At 67.4% G+C, this 20,052-nt stretch carries 22 protein-coding genes; 13 read left to right on the plus strand and 9 right to left on the minus strand.

Annotation, left to right across the window (positions count from 1 at the left end; translation table 11 throughout):
* Positions 1-37: 37 nt before the first annotated feature.
* From AC3ERS_RS21455 to AC3ERS_RS21485, 7 genes are all read right to left on the minus strand, one after another.
* Positions 38-502: a nitroreductase/quinone reductase family protein gene (locus AC3ERS_RS21455; protein ID WP_431969836.1), complete on the minus strand. Its 465-nt coding sequence runs from the start codon at positions 500-502 to the stop codon at positions 38-40.
* A 29-nt stretch (positions 503-531) separates the two neighbouring features.
* Positions 532-945 carry a PPOX class F420-dependent oxidoreductase gene (locus AC3ERS_RS21460; protein ID WP_431969837.1) on the minus strand — a complete coding sequence of 138 codons (414 nt, stop codon included), beginning with the start codon at positions 943-945 and terminating at the stop codon, positions 532-534.
* 166 nt (positions 946-1,111) lie between these two features.
* Positions 1,112-2,677 (minus strand): alpha/beta hydrolase, encoded by a 1,566-nt coding sequence (locus AC3ERS_RS21465; RefSeq protein ID WP_431969838.1) that lies wholly within the window; start codon positions 2,675-2,677, stop codon positions 1,112-1,114.
* 133 nt (positions 2,678-2,810) lie between these two features.
* Positions 2,811-3,371 carry a saccharopine dehydrogenase family protein gene (locus AC3ERS_RS21470; RefSeq protein ID WP_431969839.1) on the minus strand — a complete coding sequence of 187 codons (561 nt, stop codon included), beginning with the start codon at positions 3,369-3,371 and terminating at the stop codon, positions 2,811-2,813.
* Between the two features lie 43 nt (positions 3,372-3,414).
* Positions 3,415-4,998, minus strand: coding sequence for a succinic semialdehyde dehydrogenase (locus AC3ERS_RS21475; RefSeq protein WP_431969840.1), 1,584 nt, complete (start codon positions 4,996-4,998; stop codon positions 3,415-3,417).
* A gap of 47 nt (positions 4,999-5,045) precedes the next feature.
* Positions 5,046-5,963 (minus strand): acetoacetate decarboxylase family protein, encoded by a 918-nt coding sequence (locus AC3ERS_RS21480; RefSeq protein ID WP_431969841.1) that lies wholly within the window; start codon positions 5,961-5,963, stop codon positions 5,046-5,048.
* A gap of 285 nt (positions 5,964-6,248) precedes the next feature.
* Positions 6,249-7,535, minus strand: a complete 1,287-nt coding sequence (locus AC3ERS_RS21485; protein WP_431969842.1) for an NADH:flavin oxidoreductase/NADH oxidase family protein — start codon at positions 7,533-7,535, stop codon at positions 6,249-6,251.
* 105 nt (positions 7,536-7,640) lie between these two features.
* Here AC3ERS_RS21485 and AC3ERS_RS21490 point away from each other — a divergent pair, with 105 nt between their 5' ends.
* The 4 genes from AC3ERS_RS21490 (at position 7,641) to AC3ERS_RS21505 (ending at position 10,397) form a co-directional block, all read left to right on the plus strand.
* Positions 7,641-8,231 (plus strand): TetR/AcrR family transcriptional regulator, encoded by a 591-nt coding sequence (locus AC3ERS_RS21490; protein ID WP_431969843.1) that lies wholly within the window; start codon positions 7,641-7,643, stop codon positions 8,229-8,231.
* On the plus strand, positions 8,228-8,737 hold the full coding sequence (locus AC3ERS_RS21495) for a winged helix-turn-helix transcriptional regulator (RefSeq protein ID WP_431969844.1): 510 nt from the start codon (positions 8,228-8,230) through the stop codon (positions 8,735-8,737). The genes AC3ERS_RS21490 and AC3ERS_RS21495 overlap by 4 nt, the downstream gene beginning before the upstream one ends.
* Positions 8,738-8,817: 80 nt before the next feature.
* Entirely contained in the window at positions 8,818-9,324 is a 507-nt protein-coding gene (locus AC3ERS_RS21500) for an SRPBCC family protein (protein WP_431969845.1), read from the plus strand.
* The gene (locus AC3ERS_RS21505; RefSeq protein ID WP_431970013.1) at positions 9,324-10,397 is read left to right on the plus strand and encodes an LLM class flavin-dependent oxidoreductase; all 1,074 of its coding nucleotides are present in this window, start codon (positions 9,324-9,326) and stop codon (positions 10,395-10,397) included. Before AC3ERS_RS21500 ends, AC3ERS_RS21505 begins: the two co-directional genes overlap by 1 nt.
* A gap of 33 nt (positions 10,398-10,430) precedes the next feature.
* On the opposite strand, the gene AC3ERS_RS21510 is transcribed toward AC3ERS_RS21505, so the two are convergent.
* Positions 10,431-11,405 carry an RNA polymerase sigma factor gene (locus tag AC3ERS_RS21510; protein WP_431969846.1) on the minus strand — a complete coding sequence of 325 codons (975 nt, stop codon included), beginning with the start codon at positions 11,403-11,405 and terminating at the stop codon, positions 10,431-10,433.
* Positions 11,406-11,453: 48 nt separating this feature from the next.
* On the minus strand, positions 11,454-12,410 hold the full coding sequence (locus AC3ERS_RS21515; protein WP_431969847.1) for a GlxA family transcriptional regulator: 957 nt from the start codon (positions 12,408-12,410) through the stop codon (positions 11,454-11,456).
* 60 nt (positions 12,411-12,470) lie between these two features.
* Between AC3ERS_RS21515 and AC3ERS_RS21520 the strand changes: the two genes are divergently transcribed.
* The 9 genes from AC3ERS_RS21520 to AC3ERS_RS21560 all read left to right on the plus strand — a co-directional run bounded on the left by AC3ERS_RS21520 (position 12,471) and on the right by AC3ERS_RS21560 (position 19,846).
* Positions 12,471-12,785, plus strand: a complete 315-nt coding sequence (locus AC3ERS_RS21520) for a putative quinol monooxygenase (RefSeq protein ID WP_431969848.1) — start codon at positions 12,471-12,473, stop codon at positions 12,783-12,785.
* Between the two features lie 58 nt (positions 12,786-12,843).
* On the plus strand, positions 12,844-13,935 hold the full coding sequence (locus AC3ERS_RS21525; protein WP_431969849.1) for a lipocalin-like domain-containing protein: 1,092 nt from the start codon (positions 12,844-12,846) through the stop codon (positions 13,933-13,935).
* 190 nt (positions 13,936-14,125) lie between these two features.
* Entirely contained in the window at positions 14,126-15,163 is a 1,038-nt protein-coding gene (locus tag AC3ERS_RS21530) for a zinc-binding dehydrogenase (RefSeq protein WP_431969850.1), read from the plus strand.
* A 114-nt stretch (positions 15,164-15,277) separates the two neighbouring features.
* Positions 15,278-16,063, plus strand: a complete 786-nt coding sequence (locus AC3ERS_RS21535; protein WP_431970014.1) for a crotonase/enoyl-CoA hydratase family protein — start codon at positions 15,278-15,280, stop codon at positions 16,061-16,063.
* 490 nt (positions 16,064-16,553) lie between these two features.
* Positions 16,554-17,156 (plus strand): putative immunity protein, encoded by a 603-nt coding sequence (locus tag AC3ERS_RS21540; RefSeq protein ID WP_431969851.1) that lies wholly within the window; start codon positions 16,554-16,556, stop codon positions 17,154-17,156.
* A gap of 172 nt (positions 17,157-17,328) precedes the next feature.
* The gene (locus tag AC3ERS_RS21545) at positions 17,329-17,553 is read left to right on the plus strand and encodes a hypothetical protein (RefSeq protein ID WP_431969852.1); all 225 of its coding nucleotides are present in this window, start codon (positions 17,329-17,331) and stop codon (positions 17,551-17,553) included.
* Positions 17,554-17,630: 77 nt separating this feature from the next.
* Positions 17,631-18,758 carry a metallophosphoesterase gene (locus AC3ERS_RS21550; RefSeq protein ID WP_431969853.1) on the plus strand — a complete coding sequence of 376 codons (1,128 nt, stop codon included), beginning with the start codon at positions 17,631-17,633 and terminating at the stop codon, positions 18,756-18,758.
* A 290-nt stretch (positions 18,759-19,048) separates the two neighbouring features.
* Positions 19,049-19,330, plus strand: coding sequence for a hypothetical protein (locus AC3ERS_RS21555; RefSeq protein ID WP_488186851.1), 282 nt, complete (start codon positions 19,049-19,051; stop codon positions 19,328-19,330).
* Positions 19,331-19,621: 291 nt separating this feature from the next.
* On the plus strand, positions 19,622-19,846 hold the full coding sequence (locus AC3ERS_RS21560; protein WP_488186852.1) for a hypothetical protein: 225 nt from the start codon (positions 19,622-19,624) through the stop codon (positions 19,844-19,846).
* Positions 19,847-20,052 lie beyond the last annotated feature (206 nt).

Consider the following 20,052-nt stretch of genomic DNA (forward strand, 5'->3'; position numbering starts at 1 on the left):
TCGGTCACGAGGTTGCCGGCCACAGCCGGTGGATGGATCAGCTGGATCGGGGCGTGAGGCGAATGACCGGGATCTCGCGGTCGGTCTTTTCCTGGTATCCGGCGAATCGAGGTGCGGTAGTGGTGATCTGGCGCCATGCGTGCTCGTGTTCGGCGCCATGGAGTTGTTCGGCGGTCACTTCGAGGGTGCGGCCCCCGACGTCGATGCGGACCTTGTCGGGGTTCGCGGCGATGTTGTAGTACCAGGCGGGGTTGGCGGCGGCGCCTGCCGCCGAGGCCACGATGAGGTAGGCGCCGTTGTCGCCGGGGAACCAGGCCACCGGCGTGGAGCGCTCGGCGCCGGTTTTGCGGCCGAGTGTCGTGAGGACCAGGGCGTCCATGCCCATGAATTTGCCACCGCCCTTGCGGCGCAGGCGTTTTGCCATCAACTTGTTCATCCACACAGCGATCCGGCCGGAGGGCTGGCGGGCGCCGCGGGTGCCCGAAGGGGTGCCGAAGCTCATCGGGTTCTCACTTTCGTCGAGGTCAGCGGTCAGGCGGTCGCGGTGTGGACGGTGCGCTGCACCCGCACGTCCTCGTAGGTGAACGGGCGGCCTGCGAGGTTGAAGCTCCACGAAACGGTGGGCGTGATCCGCATGTAAGGGCCGGGACCGAACTGGCCTTGGCGCTGCACGAGTTCAGCGGTTCCGTAGACGCGCAGGTAGCGCGGGATCCACGGATCCGTCGACACCAGGTCGTCGATGACGACGGCGACCTTCGGGTTGCCGCGTTCGACATTGCGGTACTTGCGGCTCCGCACCGGGTCGTGGCCGCCGATGTAGATGTGCGTGCCGTCGAACTCGTAGCCCACCGGGACCACGTCGGGCTGCCCGTCGGGGTCGACGGTGGCAACCCTGGCGAGCCGCTGGGTCCGCAGGTAGTCGATCTCTTCTTCGGTAAACGACATCGCCGGGCTCCTTCCGATCGTCGGTCGTTGCCGTGCTGACCTGCGCAAAGATGCTCGAGACTGATGACAGTTCGTGACCTCAACTGTACGTGCACGACCTCACCCCGGTGCAGGCCGAACTGCCGTGTGTCCTGCTCGACGGCCCCGAACCGATGGCAGGCGCCGGTCAGTCGAAGGGCGACTTGTCCGCGACGCAGCTGGTGCCCGCCGGTGGCAGCCCGCCGGTGAACAGGTACTCCCGTTTGGTCCGCTCGGCGCAAGTGCTCGGCACGTACATGCTGCTGTGGCCCGCGCCTTCGATCACCACCACTTGGGCGTGGGCCAGTTGGGCGGCGCCTGCGTAAGCGCCGGGCAATGGGGTCGCGGGGTCGAATCTACTGTTGAGCACCAGGATCGGCGCGGCGGTCCGCCGGTTCCACGGTCCGGTGTATCGGTCGGCGTCGTGGCCGCGCCAGAAGGCACAGCCCGCGGTGCCGAATACCGCGACCCGCCCGAAATACGGCACCCGCAGATCTTCCGATACCGCCACGCGACTGTAGACGCCGGTGTCGGTCGGGACGACGCTGTCGGTGCACTGAATCGCGTGGTACGCCTCGGTGCGGTTACCCAAGTAGGACGCGCCGCGCGCGACCGGTAGCAGTCCCGCGACGGTGGTGCCCGCGTCGAACAACTTCTGGAGCAGCACCGCGAGGTCCGGGAAGGTGGACGGCTGCGAAAGACTGGCTGCGGCATTGACGATCGCCGAATACGTCCACGCCTGACCCTCCACCTTGATGGGTGCCAGTCGAGCACGCTCCGCGAGCACCGCCCACTTGATCCTCGGATCACCGGACGAGAACGCGCAGCGCGGCCCCGCCGCGGAACACTGCTGCAGGAATGCTTCGAAGGTAGCGGCGATGCCGTCTGCTACGCCCTGCCGGGTGTCCAGCGGAACGGTGGCGCCCTGCCCGTCGTGGCCGTTGACGTTGCCCTCGAAGTCCATCGATCCGTCGAACACCATCGCCCGCACCCGGTCGGGGAACATGTTCGCATAGATCGCGCCGAGCTGTGTGCCGTAGGAAATGCCGTGATAGGTGAGCTGCGGATCGCCGACGGCGCGGCGCAACAGTTCCAGATCCCGCGCGGTGTTGGCGGTCGAGGCGTGCTGCAGGATCGGTCCGGCCTGCTGCTCGCAGCGGTCGGCGAACTCCTTCGACCAATCGTAGAAAGGGCCCTCTTCGGCTGCGGTGGTAGGCATCTCGGCCATGGAGCCGAGGAATGCCGTTTGCTCGTCCACCGTCGGAAAACAGCGCGCCGCCGCGCTGCGTGCCACCGCTCGGGTGTCCCAGGAGACCACATCGAACCGCGACCGCAGCTCATCGGAGAACAGCCACGGCCACCGCGCCCGTTCCCGTAGGCGATCCACCCCGGACGGGCCGGGGCCGCCGAAGTTGACGAACAGGGTGCCGATGCGGTGACTCGGATCGGTAGCGGGCAGTTTGATCACCGCCAGCTCGATCGGGTCACGGTGCGGCTGATTGTAATCCAGCGGCACCTTCGCGGACGCGCACTGGAAGCCGTCCTTGCAGTCGGACCATTGCAGCGCCGGGGTGTCCGCCGTCTGGGCAAGGCGATCGTCGTAGGAGTCGATACCGTCCTCCGCCGACGCCGACACCGGGGCACCGAGCACACCGGCCCCGACCGCGAGCGCCAAGGCGGCACGCCGGATCCGGTGAGATCTTTTGGGTCCCAAGCGCAGATCCAATCGAAGGCCTCCTGTGCACAGATCTACGAACCGGGCGATCTTGCCATACGCCCGGCGGCGACTGCCACAAACGGAGATCTGGGACACACCTCGCGACATCCCGTCCGATCGGGTCCGCGCATCAGACCGGGGTGAGTCCGATTTCGGCGCAACCGTCGCGGAGGGTGTCGAAGCCGAAAGCTTCGACGGGTCCGACGACTCCGGCAGTGCGGGGTGGCGTGGTGGCGAGATGTTGTGCGGCCCAGGCCATGAGCTCCCCGGTCAAGCTGTACGCGCTCGGGCCTTCGACGTGGACTTCGGCCGGTGGGGCGGCATCGGAGGAGGCGACCGCGACGACGTGCGAGCAGGTGCGTGCGCGTTCGGCGGCGTCGGGACCGCCGGGGGGACCGATCATGGGGCGAGTGACGACGTCGAGCACCGTGCGGCCGAGAGGGATTCGCGTCGCGGCCGCGGTGATCGCCGACATCGCCGCGATGGGGCGGGCCAGGGCGGGGAACCAGCCGTTGTAGACGGTGACGGAGTCGAGGGTGGGAAAATCGGCGGGAAGGAACAGCACTTCGGTGCCGGAGACGAGAGTGGCGTTCCTGCGGCGGCCGCGGACCTCGAAGCCGTGGATCTTGGATCCGGTGCGTTCCTGGACGAGCCGGTGACGGTGCCAGCGCAGCACGATGCGTGCGGTCATCGGGTCTGTTCTCCTTCGGAAACAACAGGATGTGGCGGGCGCCTCAGCGAGCGCCGACTCTCTTCAGGACTTTCAGCGCGACGGTCAGGAATCCGGCCCAGGCTCGATGCGAGACGCCTTTCGGCGCGTTGAATCCCAGGATGCGTTGGTGGGCAACGGTTTGCGGCTCGGTGTATTTGAGGATGCCGTCGGCGCCGTGGCGACGACCGAGTCCCGAGTCACCCATGCCGCCCATCGGCGAGTCGATGCTTCCCCACGCGGCGGCGAAGGCGTCGTTGACGTTGACCGTGCCTGCGTGCAGGCGGGCAGCGACGGCCCGCCCCTTGGCGCCGTCGCGGGTCCAGACGCTGGCATTCAGACCGTACGGCGTGGCGTTGGCCCGGGCGATCGCATCGTCGACGTCGCGGTACGGGTAGATCGAGACGACCGGGCCGAAGGTCTCGTGCGCGTACAGCGTCATGTCGGGGGTGACGTCGGCGAGGATGGTCGGTTCGTAGAACAGCGGCCCGAGATCGGGTCGCGCCTTGCCGCCGGCGAGGACGGTCGCGCCCTTGGCGACGGCGTCCTCGACATGCGTTGTGACGGTGTCCAATTGGGTCTGGTTGGTGAGGCTGCCGACGTCGCGGCTGTAGTCGTACGCGGCACCGATCTGGAGTTTCTTGGTACGGGCGACGAACGCGGCGACGAATTCGTCGTGGATGGCCTCGGCGACGTACATGCGCTCGATGGAGACACAGAGCTGGCCGGTCGAGGGGAAGCACGCGGCGATCGCGCCGTCGGCGGCGCGATCGATGTCGGCGTCGTCGAGGACGAGCATGGCGTTCTTGCCGCCGAGTTCGAGCGATGACCCGATGAGGCGTTCGCCTGCGTCGCGTGCGATCTGGCGTCCGCTGGCGGTGGAGCCGGTGAACATCATGTAGTCGGCGTTGTCCATCAGCGCGCCGCCGATGGAACTGCCCCGGCCCACCACCATCTGCCACACACCGGCAGGCAACCCGGCTTGCTGCATCAGATCGAGTGCCCACAGCGCGGTGAGCGCGGTCTGGGTGTCCGGCTTCTGGACGACGGCGTTGCCTGCCATGAGCGCCGGAATCGCGTCGCCGGCGGCCATACTCAACGGATAGTTCCACGGTGAGATGACGGCAACGACGCCCTTGGGGTGGCGCAGTTCCGTGGTGTGGGTCAGCAGCGGGATCGCGCCGCGGCGGCGCGTGGGCGCGAGAAGCTTGCCTGCGCTGCGCGCGTAGTACCGAGCGGTGATCGCGATGTCGGTGACTTCGAGGAACGCGTCGCGTCGGGTCTTGCCGCTTTCGGCCTGCATCAGGTCCAGTACCTCGTTCTGATGCTCGAGTACGAGGTCGTGGAAACGCAGCATGATCTTCATTCGCTCACGCATGGACGTGGCGGCCCAGGCCCTCTGGGCGGCACGGGCCCGCGTGAACGCCGTCTCGACGTCCGCGGGCGTCGAGACCGGCAGGTCGGCCAGCGGGCCGCCGGTGTACGGGGCGGTGGTGGTGACTCGTACGGCGTCTGCTGCGGCGGTGACTCGTGTGGTCAGTCGCTCGATGCGGGCCGGGTTCACTGACGACGGCAGGCCGGAGCCGCGGACGGGCTCGATCACGGTCATCGCACTCTCCTTCGGTTGCTTGGTGTTTCCTGACCCCCCGTGTGTTCCTAGTTCCGGCTCGGGACCGAGGTGGGGACCGGCATGTGCAGGGCGAGTTGACCTTCGGTCATGACGTCGAGCCGAACGGTTTTCATCGGCTGGAGCGATCGCAGGTCGTCGGCCAAGCGGCCACGTCCGATCTGGAGGTCGAGTTTGCTCGGCAGGAGCGCACTTCCGGCCGACAGCACGTTCGTCTGGCTCAGGGTCGAGTGCCACGCACCGTTGATCGACGTGTACGAGGTGAGTGTCGAGACACGCTCGCCGGTCGGATACGCGGTCTGAGCGGGTGTGGCGACCGAGAGCGAGAGGTCTGTCTCGCCTGCGTCGTTGGCCACGCGTGCGACGGTTCGACCGGCATCGATCTCGACATCGAGCTCGGTGACCCACTTGGGGAAGCCGTAGCCGTCGTGGCCGCGCACCTGGGCGATATCGGAGCTGACCGGCAGGGACAGCACGTACGAATTGATGTGGTCGTTCTTCAGAGCGGAGACCAGGTCGACGAATCCGAGTCCGCCGTGCCGCGCCGGCCTGACGGCGATGCCGACGGCGGCTTCGGTGTAGAAGTCGATGTCGCACACGTCGTAGCGAAAGAACATGACCGAGACCAGTCCCAGGCCGGGCGCGATCTCCAGCGGCGCCAACTCTCTCGGCAGGCGAGCACGGATCGCGCGGGAGCGGGCGAGCATCGTGAGCCGGGCCGTCGAGATGCGGTAGTAGAAGTTCGGAGTGAGCGTGGGGCCGATCGGCGAGTCGACCTTCGCCTTGGGCAACCGCCGGAAGAAGTCGACGCTGCCGACGCGGGGATCGCGCACGACTTCGTCGAGATCGGTGTTCATCCGATACCGGTCGTACAGGCCACCTTTCGGAACTGTGACCGTGCGGCCACCCAGGTCGACCTCGACGGTGTCCTGATGGGTCGATGACATCGGTGTCTCTCCCTCGCTCTCATGTTTGCAGTGCAAACATGAGGTTAGCCGCGGATGTAAGCGCTGTCAACAATGCGAGGGTTGTGATCCAGGCCATGGGTTCAGCGACGCCTCCGGAGGGAGGACCGGAGGCGGTTCAGGCCGAAAGAATTGCTTGAAATGAGGAGCGCGCCCGGATGGTGTCTTGGGGCAATTCCTCCCGATTGGGCAACCCGGTCATCCGGCAACCGGCGAACGGCGACGTGCCGTTGGGCTTGGCCGCGGCCCGGATCGCCGACGCGTGGCTCAGAGCGCCGCCGCGCTCGGCTTCCGGGCCTCGTGCCGTTCCTTCGACGTGAGCCATCGCGAGTAACGACGTAGTGCGCGACCTTGCACCCGCTGATCCGCGATCAGCGCGAACACCGGGCCGACACCGAGCGCGGGGTTCTTCCCAGCGGCCATCCGGCGCATCTGGTAGCGGACACGCGCCATTTCGGCGAGGGACGCAAGCGGCTTGTCCGACCAGGTCACCGGTTTCAAGGTCCCGGCAGCCGCCAAACCCTCGCGCCAGCGGTTGGGCAGATCGGGAGTCGCCGCGAGCGCCGTTCCCATGCCGATCACGGCGACGTTGTTCGCCAGCACTCGCTCAGCGGTATCCGGGCGGGAGATCCCGCCTGTCAGCATCAGGGGTATCGCACTGGTTTCGGCCAGCTCTGTGGCCAGTTCCAGGAAGTACGCCTCCCGGGCTGCGGTGCGCCCATCGGCCGGGCGACCGGACATGGCAGGACTTTCGTAACTGCCGCCGGACACCTCGACGAGGTCCACGCCCAGCGACGCGAGCATCGCGATCACCTTGTGCGCGTCGTCGGCCTCGAAGCCACCGCGCTGGAAGTCCGCGGAATTCAGTTTCACCGCGACGGCGAAACTCGGCGACACCACGTCGCGGACGGCACGCACGATCTCGAGCAGCAGCCGCGCGCGGTTTTCCAGCGAGCCTCCCCACTCGTCGGTGCGAGTGTTGACCAGCGGAGACAGAAACTGCGACAGCAGATAGCCATGCGCGGCGTGGACCTCGACCCCGTCGAACCCGGCCAGCTCGGCCCGCTCCGCGGTGGTGACGAACCGAGCGATGGTGGCGTCGATCTGCTCAGGGGTCATCGCCACAGGTCGGCCGAACCGCTTGGAATGGCGGCCCACATCGACCGCGATATCCGAAGGCCCCCAGACGACTCCGGGCATCCGCGCCTGGACCTGCCGACCGGGGTGGCTGATCTGCATCCACATCGCCGCGCCCACGGTCTTACCGGCCTGCGCCCACGCCACGAACGGCTCCAGCGGCGAGTCGGCGTCCAGGACGATGCCGCCCGGTCCGGTCAGCGCTTCGGCGTGCACCATCACGTTTCCCGTGATCAACAGGCCCGCGCCTCCTGCGCCCCACCGTCGATACAGCGCGATCAGGCGATCGTCGGGCAGCTGCGCTCGCCCGGCCATCCCCTCTTCCATGGCCGCCTTGGCGATCCTGTTGCGCAATACCTGGCCGGACCGCAGCCGGAGAGGCGAGAACAACCCGTCCGACTCTGAACCGCTCGCCATGGGGAACTCCCTCCGATCACGAATGTTTGCAGTGCTCACATAATGAGCGCGGTGCTTACACTAGAGAAAGGTGTAAGCGATGTCAACACTTGTTAGGTTGGACCCATGGCAACGTCGACCACGTCGTATCACCACGGCGATCTACCCAACGCGCTGATCCGCGCGACCGTGGAGCTGCTCGAGGAAGGCGGCGCGGGCGAGCTGTCGCTTCGCGCCGCAGCACGGCGCGCCGGCGTGTCCACCGCGGCGCCATACCGTCATTTCGCCGACCGCACCGCCCTGCTGTCCGCCGTCGCCGCGGTGGGCTATCGCGACATGGCGGCGCATCTGGCCGCGGCGAATGCCGCGCCGACCACCGCCGAGGACCTCGCCGCGATCGCGATCGCCTACGTCCAGTTCGCGCTGTCGCGTCCGGGACTGTTCCGCGTGATGTTCGCCGAGCCTTGCGATCCGACGAGTCCCGAACGGGTAGCCGCGGCGGCGGCGATCAACGAGTACGTCAAATATATTGTGCAGCAGGCCTTTCCAGCTGCCGAGCCGGAGGGGATGGCAACGGCCGTCTGGGCGCTGGTCCACGGCTTGGCCTTCTTGCACCTCGACGGCAAGTACGACTCCTCCTCCCCGGAGGTCGTCGCCGACCGAGTCCGCACGGCGGTCTACGCGGTCCTCGGTGCGTCAGGCCAGGTGGTGGGATGAAGCGACTCTCCTTCGCGCACTGGCCGTGTTCGATCGCGCGCACCGCGGACATCGTCGGCGACTCGTGGACGCTCCTGGTCTTGCGCGAGGCGTTCTATGGCATCCACCGGTTCGATCAGATTCAGCGCGCGCTCGGAATTCCGCGCAACACTCTCACCGAACGGCTGGGCAAACTCCTCGAGGAGGGACTGCTGATCAAGCGCGCCTACACGGACGAGCCGAAACGCTACGAGTACGTCCTCACCGAGAAGGGGCGCGACTTCTTCGGCGTGATCGCGGCGATCACCCGCTGGGGCGATCGCTGGCTGGCAGGCGAGGAAGGCGCCCCGATCACGCTGCACCACGAATCGTGCGGGCACGACACCCACGCCGAAGTCGTCTGCGCCGAGTGCGGGCACTCACTGCGCGCCGAGGAGACCACCATGCACACCGGTCCCGGATATCCCGAGCAACTCGCACGACATCCCGAGGTACGACGGCGGTTCGAACCGGACCACGAGGCTTGACTTCGGCCATCTAATTACGCAACTGTTGAGGTGAGAGGCCCGGGTTGCGGGTCCCGTCGAGGACGAGGAGGCCGGACGGCATGGAGTGGACGGGCGCGCGATACGCCGACAAGCCCAGCGTCGAGGTGGATATCTGGATCGACGCGCCGCCCGAACGCGTCTGGGATCTGGTCTCCGATATCGACCTCATGCCGCACCTGAGTGCCGAGTTGCAGTCGGTGCACTGGCTCGACGGCGCGACCGGGCCCGTCGTGGGCGCGCGATTCCGGGGACGTAACAGCCACGCCGCATTCGGGGAATGGGAGACCACCTCCCATGTCGTCGAATACGAACCGCCACACGTGTTCGCCTGGGCCATCGACGATCCGGCGAACCCGTCGGCGATCTGGCGATTTCGGTTGCGACCCGAGAACGGCGGCACCGCGTTGTCGCAATGGGCGCAACTGGGACCGGCCCCGTCCGGACTGTCCCGAGCGATCGAACGAATGCCGGACAGAGAGCAGAAGATCGTCTTCGTGCGCCTGCGCGAATTCGAATCCGGTATGCGCGCCAACCTCGCCGAGATCAAGCAGCGAGCCGAGGCATGATGCGCACCGCGACCACCATCGAAGCGTCCGGCGGCGACTGGCGAGAACAAGCCGATTTCGTCGTCGAGGGCGAGAAACTCGGCCTCGACATCTGCTGGGTCGCCGAGGCGTGGGGTTCCGACGCCCCGTCCGCGCTGGGCTATTACGCGGCCCGAACCAGCCGAATCCTCTTGGGATCCGGCATCATTCAAGTCGGCACCCGCACCCCGGTAGCCATCGCGCAAGCCGCCATCACTCTGTCGAACCTGTCCGGCGGCCGGTTCCTGCTCGGTCTGGGCGCCTCCGGACCGCAGGTGATGGAAGGTCTGCACGGCGTGCCGTATGCGCGGCCGCTGGCCCGCATCCGGGAAACCGTCGATATCGTCCGCTCCGCCCTGCACGGGGAGAAGATCTCCTACGTGGGCAACGAATTCCAGATCCCTTTGCCCGGCGGCGACGCGGTGCCGATGCGATTGTCCACCCGCGCACTGCACACGATCCCCCTCTACCTGGCCACGCTCTCCCCCGCCATGCTGCGCCTGACCGGTGAGATCGCCGACGGCTGGCTCGGCACCAGCTTTGTCCCCGAAGGTGCGGCCGACGCCTACTTCGCCCACTTGGACCAGGGCCTGGCCCGATCCGGCCGCACCCGAACAGATCTCGACATCTGCCAAGGCGCTGAGGTCGCGTTCGCGGCCGACGAACAGGCGCTGGCGGCCATGGTCGCCGGCCGTAAGAAGGAACTGGCTTTCAGCCTCGGCGGCATGGGCTCGAAGTCGACCAACTTCTACAACCGCGCCTACAGCCGCCAGGGCTGGGCCGAGGTCGCCGCCGAGGTGCGCGAACGCTGGCAAGCCGGCGATCGCGACGGTGCCGCGGCCCTGATCAGCGATGAGATGGTTTTGGCGACCACCTTGATCGGCACCGAGCCGGTGGTGCGCGATCGACTGCGGGTCTGGCGCGACGCCGGAGTGACCACCGTGCGGCTCTACCCCGCCGGTGACACCCTCGACGCCCGCCTGGACACCCTCGGCAGAGCCATCGACATCGTGCGCGACATCGAGCCGGTCGGCACCCGGCCGGCCCAAGGGTGACCAGGTAGCCGCGCGCATCCCCGAGTCGGCCGCTCAGTCGGCGGGCAGGGCGGCGGCGCGGGCGTACAGGTAGCGCTGGGTGGGAAGGCTGGTGGTCTGCCGGGCCGCGCGCAGGTAGAACTCGCGCGCGGTCGCTTTCTCGCCGAGAAGCTCCAGCAGGTGGGCGCGCACGGCGGGCACCCGATGGTCGGCGCGGAGTCGCTCGTCGGCCGCGAGGTCGTCCAGCAGCCGCAGACCCGCTCGCGGGCCGACCGCCATGGCGACGGCCACGGCGTGGTTCAGCGCGATGATCGGATTGTCGACCAGCCGCAGCAGCCTCTCGTAGAGCAGCATGATCTGCGGCCAGTCGGTCTCCGCATAGGCCGGGGCCTCGTCGTGCACCGCAGCGATCGCGGCCTGCAACCGATACGGACCCGGCGTACCCCTGGTCAGCGCCTCGGTGATCAGCGCGATGCCCTCCTCGATCATCGCGTGATCCCAGCGAGATCGGTCCTGCTCGGCCATCGGGACGAGTTCGCCGCAGGGCCCGGTGCGGGCGGGCCGACGCGCATCGGTCAACAGCATGAGGGCCAGCAAGCCGGCGACCTCGCCGTCGTCGGGCAGCAGCCGGTGCACGAGCCGCGTCAGGCGGATGGCCTCGGCGGACAGCTCGACCCGGTGCAGATCCGGGCCGGAAGTCGGCGCGTATCCCTCGGTGAAGACGAGATACAAGACGTGCAACACCGCGGCCAATCGCGCGTCGCGCTCAGCGGCCGCGGGCGGGGCGAAAGCAGCGCCGCTCGCCTTGATCGCCTGCTTGGCCCGGCCGATGCGCTTGGTCATGGTCGCCTCGGAAACCAAGAACGCTCGGGCGATTTCGGCCGTGCCGAGGCCGCCGACGGCGCGCAGCGTCAACGCCACCTGCGCGGTCGGCGACAGCGCCGGGTGGCAGCACAGGATCAGCAGGACGAGCGTGTCGTCGGAATCGGCCGGGCGGCGATCGTCCGAGACGTCGAAGCCACGGACCATTCTCGGACACCCACCGCGAAGAAAGTTTCGCGTGACACGAGCAGACTCTCAGTCGTTCTCGCGACTTTCGGTGGTGTTGAGTGCGTTGCGCAGCGCGGCGCTGCTCTGGTAGCCGACCATCGGGGCGATCTTCGCGAGGGTCAGCTTGGTGGTGCGTTGGAGGTGCCGAGCCCGTTCGGCGCGCATCTGCTGAACGAGGGCGTTGGGCGTGATGCCCAGTTGCTGACGGACGCGGCGTTCCAAGGTGCGACGGGTGGTTCCGATGGCCGCGGCGCCGTCGGCGATGGACATGGGTTCGGCCAGGTGTAGCCGGGCCCAGGTCTCGAAGTCGGTGACGAGCCGGTCGACGGACGAGAGATAACCGAGGGCGGATTCGATACTGCGGGCAGGGCGCTGGTCGATGAGCAGGGTGGCGGCGGTGAAATCGGCGAGTTGCGGGCTGGACCTGCCGACGAGGGTGATCGCGAGATCGATGTGCGCGAACGCGGCGCCCGCCGTGGTGATGTGCCCGTCCTGCACCACCATTCGCGTCATGTCGAGGTCGACTCGCGGGTAGCGACGCTGGAATTCGGTGGCCAGCCACCAGCTGGTCGTGGCGCTGCGTCCGGTGAGGATGCCCGCCTCCGCGAGCAGCAGGGTGCCGGTGCAGGCGGCAGCGAGTTGACGGCCTTCGTCGGCCCAGTCCCGCAGCCGAGTGCGCAGCCGGGAGACGTCGGGGCGCATCAACGCGTCGATCACGCCGGGTGGGCTGTTGGCGCCGAGGGCGGGGATGACGAGTACATCGAGGTCGTCCATCCGGGCGTCGTCGAAGGTGAAATCGATCGGGACCAGCAGCCCGCCCTGGGTGGGAATCGGCTCCGTTCCTGCCGCGATAGTGCACACGGAGATCGCCGGGATGTTCCGGTCGACTCTTTCTCGGGCGGCTTCGGCGGTCCGCAGTACGTCCAGGACTGTGGTCAGCCCGGAGTCCCAGCCCCCGGCGATCGCGGCCACACCGATCTTCATGTCGCAAAGTTTAGCCACTTTGTCGCAATCCTTACCGTTGCCGCCAATAGCGTCACCGCCATGACAACGAGCACAGCAATGATGGTCACCTTCACCACCGCCGCGGACAAGGCGGATGCCTTCGCGGGCCTCCTCGAGCGCGCCCTTCCGCTCATCGAAGCCGAGGCCGGAACGACCGTGTGGCTGGCCGGGCGATCGGCGACGGAGCCGTCGACGTTCTTCCTCGTCGATGTGTTCGCCTCGCCCGAGGAGCAGAAGACCCACATGGCAGGCGCGGCCGCGGCACTGATCGTGGGCGAGGGCAGCGACCTGCTCGCCCAGCCGCCGGTGGTGTCGCCGCTGTCGGTGGTCGCGGTCAAGAACGGCGCGGCGTGATCGACGCCGTCGCAGCTGCGGCCGCTGTCTCGGCGGCCGCTCGGCGTAAGGAGTGGAAATGAAATCCGTAGTGGGCAGGACCGAGAATCACTACCGGCGGGCGAACGTCGTCCCGGGCGTGGTCGCGCCCCGGGAGGACGGGCTGCGCACCCGCGCAGCCGACGGGACCTTCGAATGGTGGTATTTCGACGGTCATCTGGAGGATGGCTCGGTCCTGACGATCGAGTTCCACACCAAGCCCCCATACATGTCACCGAAGGCGCCGCTGACGCCGTTCGTGTTGCTGACGCTCACGCGCGCGGACGGCAGCCGGCTCGAGAAGACCTATGTCGGCCAGCCGTCGGAGTTCTCGGCCGCCACGAACACCTGTGATGTGCGGATCGGCGCCAACATCTTTCGCGGGGATCAGCGCGGCTATGTGATCCACGTCGAAATCGACGAAGTCAGCGTGGATCTCACGCTCACGCCGCAGGTGCCGCCGTGGCGGCCCGAATCGGGGTTCTTGTACTTCGGCGAACACGAGGAGCACTACATCGCGTGGTTGCCGGTCGTCGCACGCGGCTCGGTCGAGGCGGCCCTGACGATCGACGGCAGCGCGGCGCGGTTGTCCGGTCTCGGTTACCACGACCACAACTGGGGCAACATCGCGCCACGGAAGGTGCTCGACCACTGGTATTGGGGCCGCGCCCTGCTCGGCGAGTACACCATCGTGACGTTGATGTTCGTCGTCGACGCCGAATACGGTGGCGCGACGGTTCCGGTGCTGTTGATCGTCAAATCAGGGGAGATCGTGGCGGCGCGGGTGGGCGACGACGGCGTCGACGTGATCGCCGACGATCGCTCGATCCATCCCGACAGCGGTGTGCCCGTCGACAAACGTGTGCGGTATTCCATCGAGCAAGACGGCGCCACCTACGCCGTGACCTTCCGGTACCGCAAAGACATCTTCCGGCTCGACTTCGGCGCACACGGCGCCTATCACCGTTTCCTCGGCGACGTCGAACTGACCGAGACCAGCGACGGCCAGACCAGCACTCGCAGCGGGCAAACCGTATGGGAGCTGCTGTATTTCGGTGAGCGCGGACACGAGCCGACCGCTGTCATGCCCGCCGGTGACGAGCGCCCGCTCCTCTTCGGCCATCAGGCCTGAGACGTTCTTCGAACGGGTGCGCCTGTCGGACATCCGCCTCGACGAAGCCGATGCGGCACGGTCACAGCTGCCCACCCTCGTCGGCGCGGTGACGTACCGCTGAGACGACAGCCTGCGCCCGCCTTGGCCGAGGCGGGCCCAGGCTCCGAGTCTCACCGAACACCCAGACCCCGATTACAGGAGGATGTTCATGCGAGCAGCCTATTTGTACGGACCCGGTGACGTCCGCGTCATCGATGTCCCCGACCCGGTGATCCGCGGCAGCACGGACGCCGTCGTCCGCGTGGTACGTGCCTGCGTATGCGGGACGGATCTGCACCCCTACCACTCCATGAAGCCGACGCCCCATGGCAGTTCGATGGGCCACGAGTTCGTCGGCGTGGTCGAGGACACCGGCCGCGACGTACGCACCGTGAAAAAGGGTGACCTGGTGATCGCGCCGTTCGTATGGTCGGACGGCACCTGCGATTTCTGCCGCGAAGGCTTGCAGACCTCGTGCAGGCACGGCGGCTATTGGAATGCGGGCGGCGTCGGCGGCGGACAGGCCGAGGCGGTGCGGGTCCCCTTCGCCGACGGCACGCTCGTTCCCGTTCCCGCCGAGGAGAACTCACCACTCATCCCGTCGCTGCTGACGCTGTCCGACGTCTACGGCACCGGCTACCATGCCGTCCGCGCGGCCCGCGTCACCGCCGAGACGACGGTCACCGTCATCGGCGACGGCGCTGTCGGGCTCATGGCCGTTCTGTCCGCCACCCAATTCGGCGCCCGGCGCATCATTCTGATGGGCCGCCACAAGGACCGCACCGACCTGGGCCACGAATTCGGCGCCACCGACGTCGTGGCCGAGCGCGGCGAGGAAGGCATCGCCGCCGTCCGTGAGCTCACTGGCGGGGATGGCACCCACGTCGTCGTCGAAGCAGTCGGTCACATGCCCGCCTATCAGCAGGCCGTCGGCATCGTCCGCCCCGGCGGTGTGATCAGTCGGGTCGGTGTCCCCCAATACAAGGACGCCGCAGTGGGTTTCGGCACCCTGTTCGGTCCGAACATCACTCTCACCGGAGGGCCCGCACCAGTCCGGGCCTACATCGACGCCCTGCTGCCTGGCGTCCTCGACGGCAGCGTCGAGCCCGGCAAGGTCTTCGACCGCGAAACCGGCCTCGACGAAATCGCCGAGGCCTACCGCGCCATGGTCACCCGCACAGCACTCAAAGTCCTCGTCCGTCCCTGACCGGAAAACCGGTCGGTGCACCACAGCACAACGCATTTCGACCGCTGCTCGGTCGTCGTCGATGTCATGAATGGAGAATCATATGAAGGCACAGGCTCAGGCATGATCGAAAATCTGCGGCCCAGTGAGGTACTCACCGTCGAACGGTCGGGTCATGTCTTGTTGATGGGATTGAACCGCCCAGCCAAGCGCAACGCATTCGATATGGAATTACTGCGTGCTCTCGGCAATGCCTATTACGTACTGGAAACGGACGACGAGCTGCGTTGCGGTGTGCTGTACGGTCACGGCGCGAACTTCACCGGCGGGCTCGATCTGGCCGATGTGATACCGCAGATCACGGAAAGCAGCGTCGATTGGGCCGAGGACGAGCTGAATCCGGTGTCCACCACCGGACCGGCGCGCACCACACCGGTGGTGGCGGCCGTGCACGGATGGTCCATGACCATCGGGATCGAACTGATGCTGGCCGCGGACATCCGTATTGCCTCCGCCGACACCCAGTTCGCGCAGATGGAGGTGCAGCGCGGGATCTTTCCCCTCGGTGGCGCCACTTTCCGGCTGCCGCGCGAGGCCGGGTGGGGCAATGCGATGCGCTGGCTGCTCACCGGCGATCCGTTCGACGCGAACGAGGCTCTGCGCCTTGGACTCGTGCAAGAGGTCGTCGAGCCCGGCCGTCACCTCGATCGGGCAGTGGAGCTGGCGGAACGGATCAGTGAGCAAGCGCCGCTCGGCATCCGAGCGACGATGGCTTCGGCCCGGCGCGCGATAAGCGACGGCGAGGTCGTCGCGGGCGAAGCCATCCGTGACGAGTTGCGGCGCCTGGTCACCAGTGACGATGCCCAGGAAGGCATGTTGTCGTTCCTGGAGCGGCGGCCGGCGCGGTTCACCGGCCGATAGGAGGATCGGCGGTTGCAGCGCACTCGACAGCGGGCGCTGCAACCGCCGAATCCGGCGTCGATTTCATGGGAGCTCGCCGCAGCCGAGGCCGTGAGTGTCACCGAGGCCGTATTCGGAGTTAGGAAAGCAATGTGCTGTGCCATCTGACAGTCGATTTCGGCCTCGGGGCGCCTCTACACTTCGTCGCTTCCCGGGAGGCGGCGGTGACCTTCGCGCGCGAGTCGACTGCAAGAGGGTGGGCGCGGGCAGCGACCGTCGATGATCGAGTCCAAGAAAGCTATCCGACTATGCCTTGTCAAGAACTGTTCTCGCCACCGACGAGCCGGATATCAATGCGTGACAGGTTGTTTCCAGCATTCTGGCACTGACGCGCATCGGCTGATCCACGACGGCGAGACCGTGGCCGATGTTCCTGCAAAACCATCGACCCGAGCGACTTTGAAGGTTTGCTCGCACTGTCCTGCCGATATCACCGCAAAGCCCCAAACGAATGTTCAACGATACTGTCGACAGCATGAATGCGGCTGACGAGAATCTGACGATCGAACTCAGCATGGCCGAACTACGCGAAGTCACGGGTTATGCCGTGGCCTGCGCGGAGCCTGTTCTGGCGATCTTCGAGCGCGACTGCCCGGATGATCCACGCCCCCGGGCCGTGCTCGACGAGGCACGCCGATTCGCCGCTGGGGGCAAGCGAACGAAGGCGCTCCGCGTGACCGCACTGGACGCGCACCGGGCCGCACGGGCAGCCGGGGAGACGCACCATGAAGCCGCCGTCGACGCGGCGCGAGCCGCCGGTCATGCGGGAGGAGCCGCGTACCTGCACCCGCTGGCGAAGGCGACTCAAGGCGGACACATCCTCATGTCGGCCGCCCACGCGGCTCGAGCACTCGAACTCGACGCCGGTGACGACCGCAGCGTGGGAGACGAATACATCGAGAAGGCAACAAGTTTGGCCAGCCGCATCGTGGTGAGCGTCCTGAGGCGTTACCCACCCGCCCCGAGTGGTCGCGGCCGCGTGGGAGAGCTGTGGCGAAAACTGGACGCATCGTTGCGCGAAAACCTCGGCCATCCAAAAGATCGGGTCTGTTAACTCGCTCGTTGCCGGGCGCTAGTGCGAGCCGAACAGCCTGAGCCGTCGGGTTTGTGGCGGTGAAAGCGTTGGTGTTGATGAGGATTGATCACGACGTGGCGGCGAGCGGGTTCCGGCACGAGATGCTTCCCGACGATCCGCGGGTGCGGCTGATCGGCGTCGAAGCGGCCGGGTGAGTTATCGCGCGGCCACCGACGCCGTCGCACTGCGCGGAATGCAGGCGCTCAGTCACACCGAAGGCATTCTCGCCGCGCTCGAATCGGCCCACGCCGTCGGGCATCTGCTGGAGATGGCCGACCGAGGAGAGGTTCTCGCGGACTCGCTCGTCGTGCTGTGCCTGTCGGGTCGCGGTGACAAGGATCTCGCCGTCGCCGCCGAGCGCCTCGGCGTGGGATAACCGCTGCTATCGTCGGAGGTGTTCATGGCGCCGGGTGAGGGACCGCGCGCTACACCCGCGCGCGAGGACGAGCCCTCTTGAGATATGTATCCCGCCTGGTCATGTTCCTGGCGATTCCCGCTGTACTGATCTTGCTGCCGTGGTGGACGTTGGTGGCAGCGCCCACCCAGGGAACCGGCTCGCTGTTCTGGCTGGGCTCGGCGTTGTTCGCGCTGGCGTTCTGCTGTCTGCCCGCATCGATGTATCTCGGTCACGGACCCGCGCAGTCGGATGCCGCTTCGATCGTCGGCGACACGCTGCTCGGCGTGATGTGGGTGGTGTTCAGCTGGTCGGTGCTCGGTAACGTGGCCCGCTTGGGGCTCGCCGTGGCCGGTGTCGGCGATCCGGCTCGCTCCCGGATCGCCGCCGCGGGCGTACTCGCCGCGGCGACCGTGCTCGTGGTGTGGGGCGTGGTCGAAGCGCGGCGGGTGCCGCGAGTTCGCACCGTGGAGGTCGCCATCCCCGGACTCGGTGCGGCGCTGGACGGCCTGCGTTTGGTAGTCGTCACCGACACCCATTTCGCCGCGCTCGACCGATTGCGCTGGTCGGAGCGCGTGGTCGAGGTGGTCAACGCGCAACGTCCCGATATCGCCTGTCACGCGGGTGATCTCGCGGACGGCTCGGTGGCGAAGCGGCGCGCGCAGGTCGATCCGCTCGGCAAGGTCGAGGCCGAGCTCGGCCGGTTCTACATCACCGGCAACCACGAGTACTTCGGCGACGCGCAAGGCTGGATCGACCACATGGGTTCGCTCGGCTGGCAACCGCTGCACAACGAGCACGTGACAGTGCGCCGCGGCGACGATCAACTGGTGATCGCGGGTATCGATGACCCGACGGGTGTCGGCCTGCCCGGTCACGGCCCGGACCTTCCCGCCGCGCTCGCGGGCGCGGACCCGGGCGCGCCGGTCGTCCTGCTCGCCCACCAACCCAAGCAGATCACCGACGCCGCGGCCGCCGGTGTCGCACTCCAGATCTCCGGCCACACCCACGGCGGCCAGATCTGGCCCTTCCACTATCTCGTCCGGCTCGACCAGCCCGTCGTCGCGGGACTGAGCCGCCACGGCGACACCCAGCTCTACACCAGCCGGGGAACCGGCTTCTGGGGTCCGCAACTGCGGGTCTTCGCACCGAGCGAAATCACCGTGCTGGTCCTGCGTCCGCAGTAACGACACGTTGGGCTCGACGCGACGGTACGGGCCAGCGGGCCCACCTGTCACCGGCCGAAACGCATGAACTGGACTATCCGAGCGTGACGCACACGAGTTCGGACCTCGCGCGTAGTCCGCTACTCGCCTTCGCGGTAGTTCGAGCCCGCCGTCATCGAGATCTCCGCTGTCGGGTCCGCCCACCGTCGTGGCCGAGCAGGACGCCGCCCGGGACTTCTGGACCGGCGGTCTGGCGATAACCGGGTGCCGATGCGTCCCAGAGGGGATGCACACCCGGCCGCCGCCATTCCGTGACGGCAGCCTCCAGTGGCTACCGCTCCGGCCGGGTTCGCCACCTCGGCGACCAACCCGCCTCCGAGGGTGGCTCGGTCGGCTACTGCGCAGCCGTTGTCGTGGTCGTGGTTGTGGTCGCTTCCGGCGACGACGTGGTCGTGGGCGCGGGTGTCGGCGTGGTCGTGGCCGTGGTCGGCGGAGCGGCGCTGGTGGTCGTGGGGCGGATCGGCTCCGGACACACGCCGTCTCGCACGCCGATATTGTTGATCTCGTTGTTGGAGCGGGGATCTCCGGCGTAGTTGATCTTGTCCGTGCACTTCACATAGACGCCGCAAGGTTCGGGCCCGCAGTAGTCGGTACCGCCCGGCGCCGGAGGTGGGTAGCTCGGCTCACCGCACAAGGTCGCACCGCAGGTGTCCGTACCACCCTCCACCGGCTGAGATTCTGGCGCCACACCACAGACGACGACGGTTCCACAGTTGTCGGTGCCCCCGGGAGCGACCGGCCGACCGGCCCCCGCCTGCCCAGAACCCGACCCTTCGCCACCGCCCGCCTGCCCGACACCAGGGCTGCCCGGCACCGTAGTGCTGGTGGCCGGGGTCGTGGTCTTCGAAGGGCTGACCGAGGTCGCCGTCGCGGTCCCCGAACCCGGCTTGGCGGAGTCCTGCTCGTCCGCTGTGCACGCGGTCACGATCAGCACCGGCGCGACGACGCTCAGCACCAATCCGGTGCCCGCACGCCACCGGCGGCCCATCCTCAACATCTGCACGATCCGCACAGCCTCTCCTCTGAATATGCCGCCCGGCCCCGAATAGGACAGGCGCGCAAGGGTTCCGGCAAACCGGAATGATCGGTAAAGAAATCCCCTGCGAGAGTCGTCGGATGCTCCCCGGTCGTTACAAACCCCATCAGATCGACGCGGCACCTGTCGGCCGAATCACGTTCCCCCACAACCGAACCCCGGTCGTCGCCCCCAGCGCGCTGCTGGCAACGCGAAAGGAACAGAACGGCCATTGCTCAG

It is taken from the genome of Nocardia sp. bgisy134, assembly GCF_057708325.1.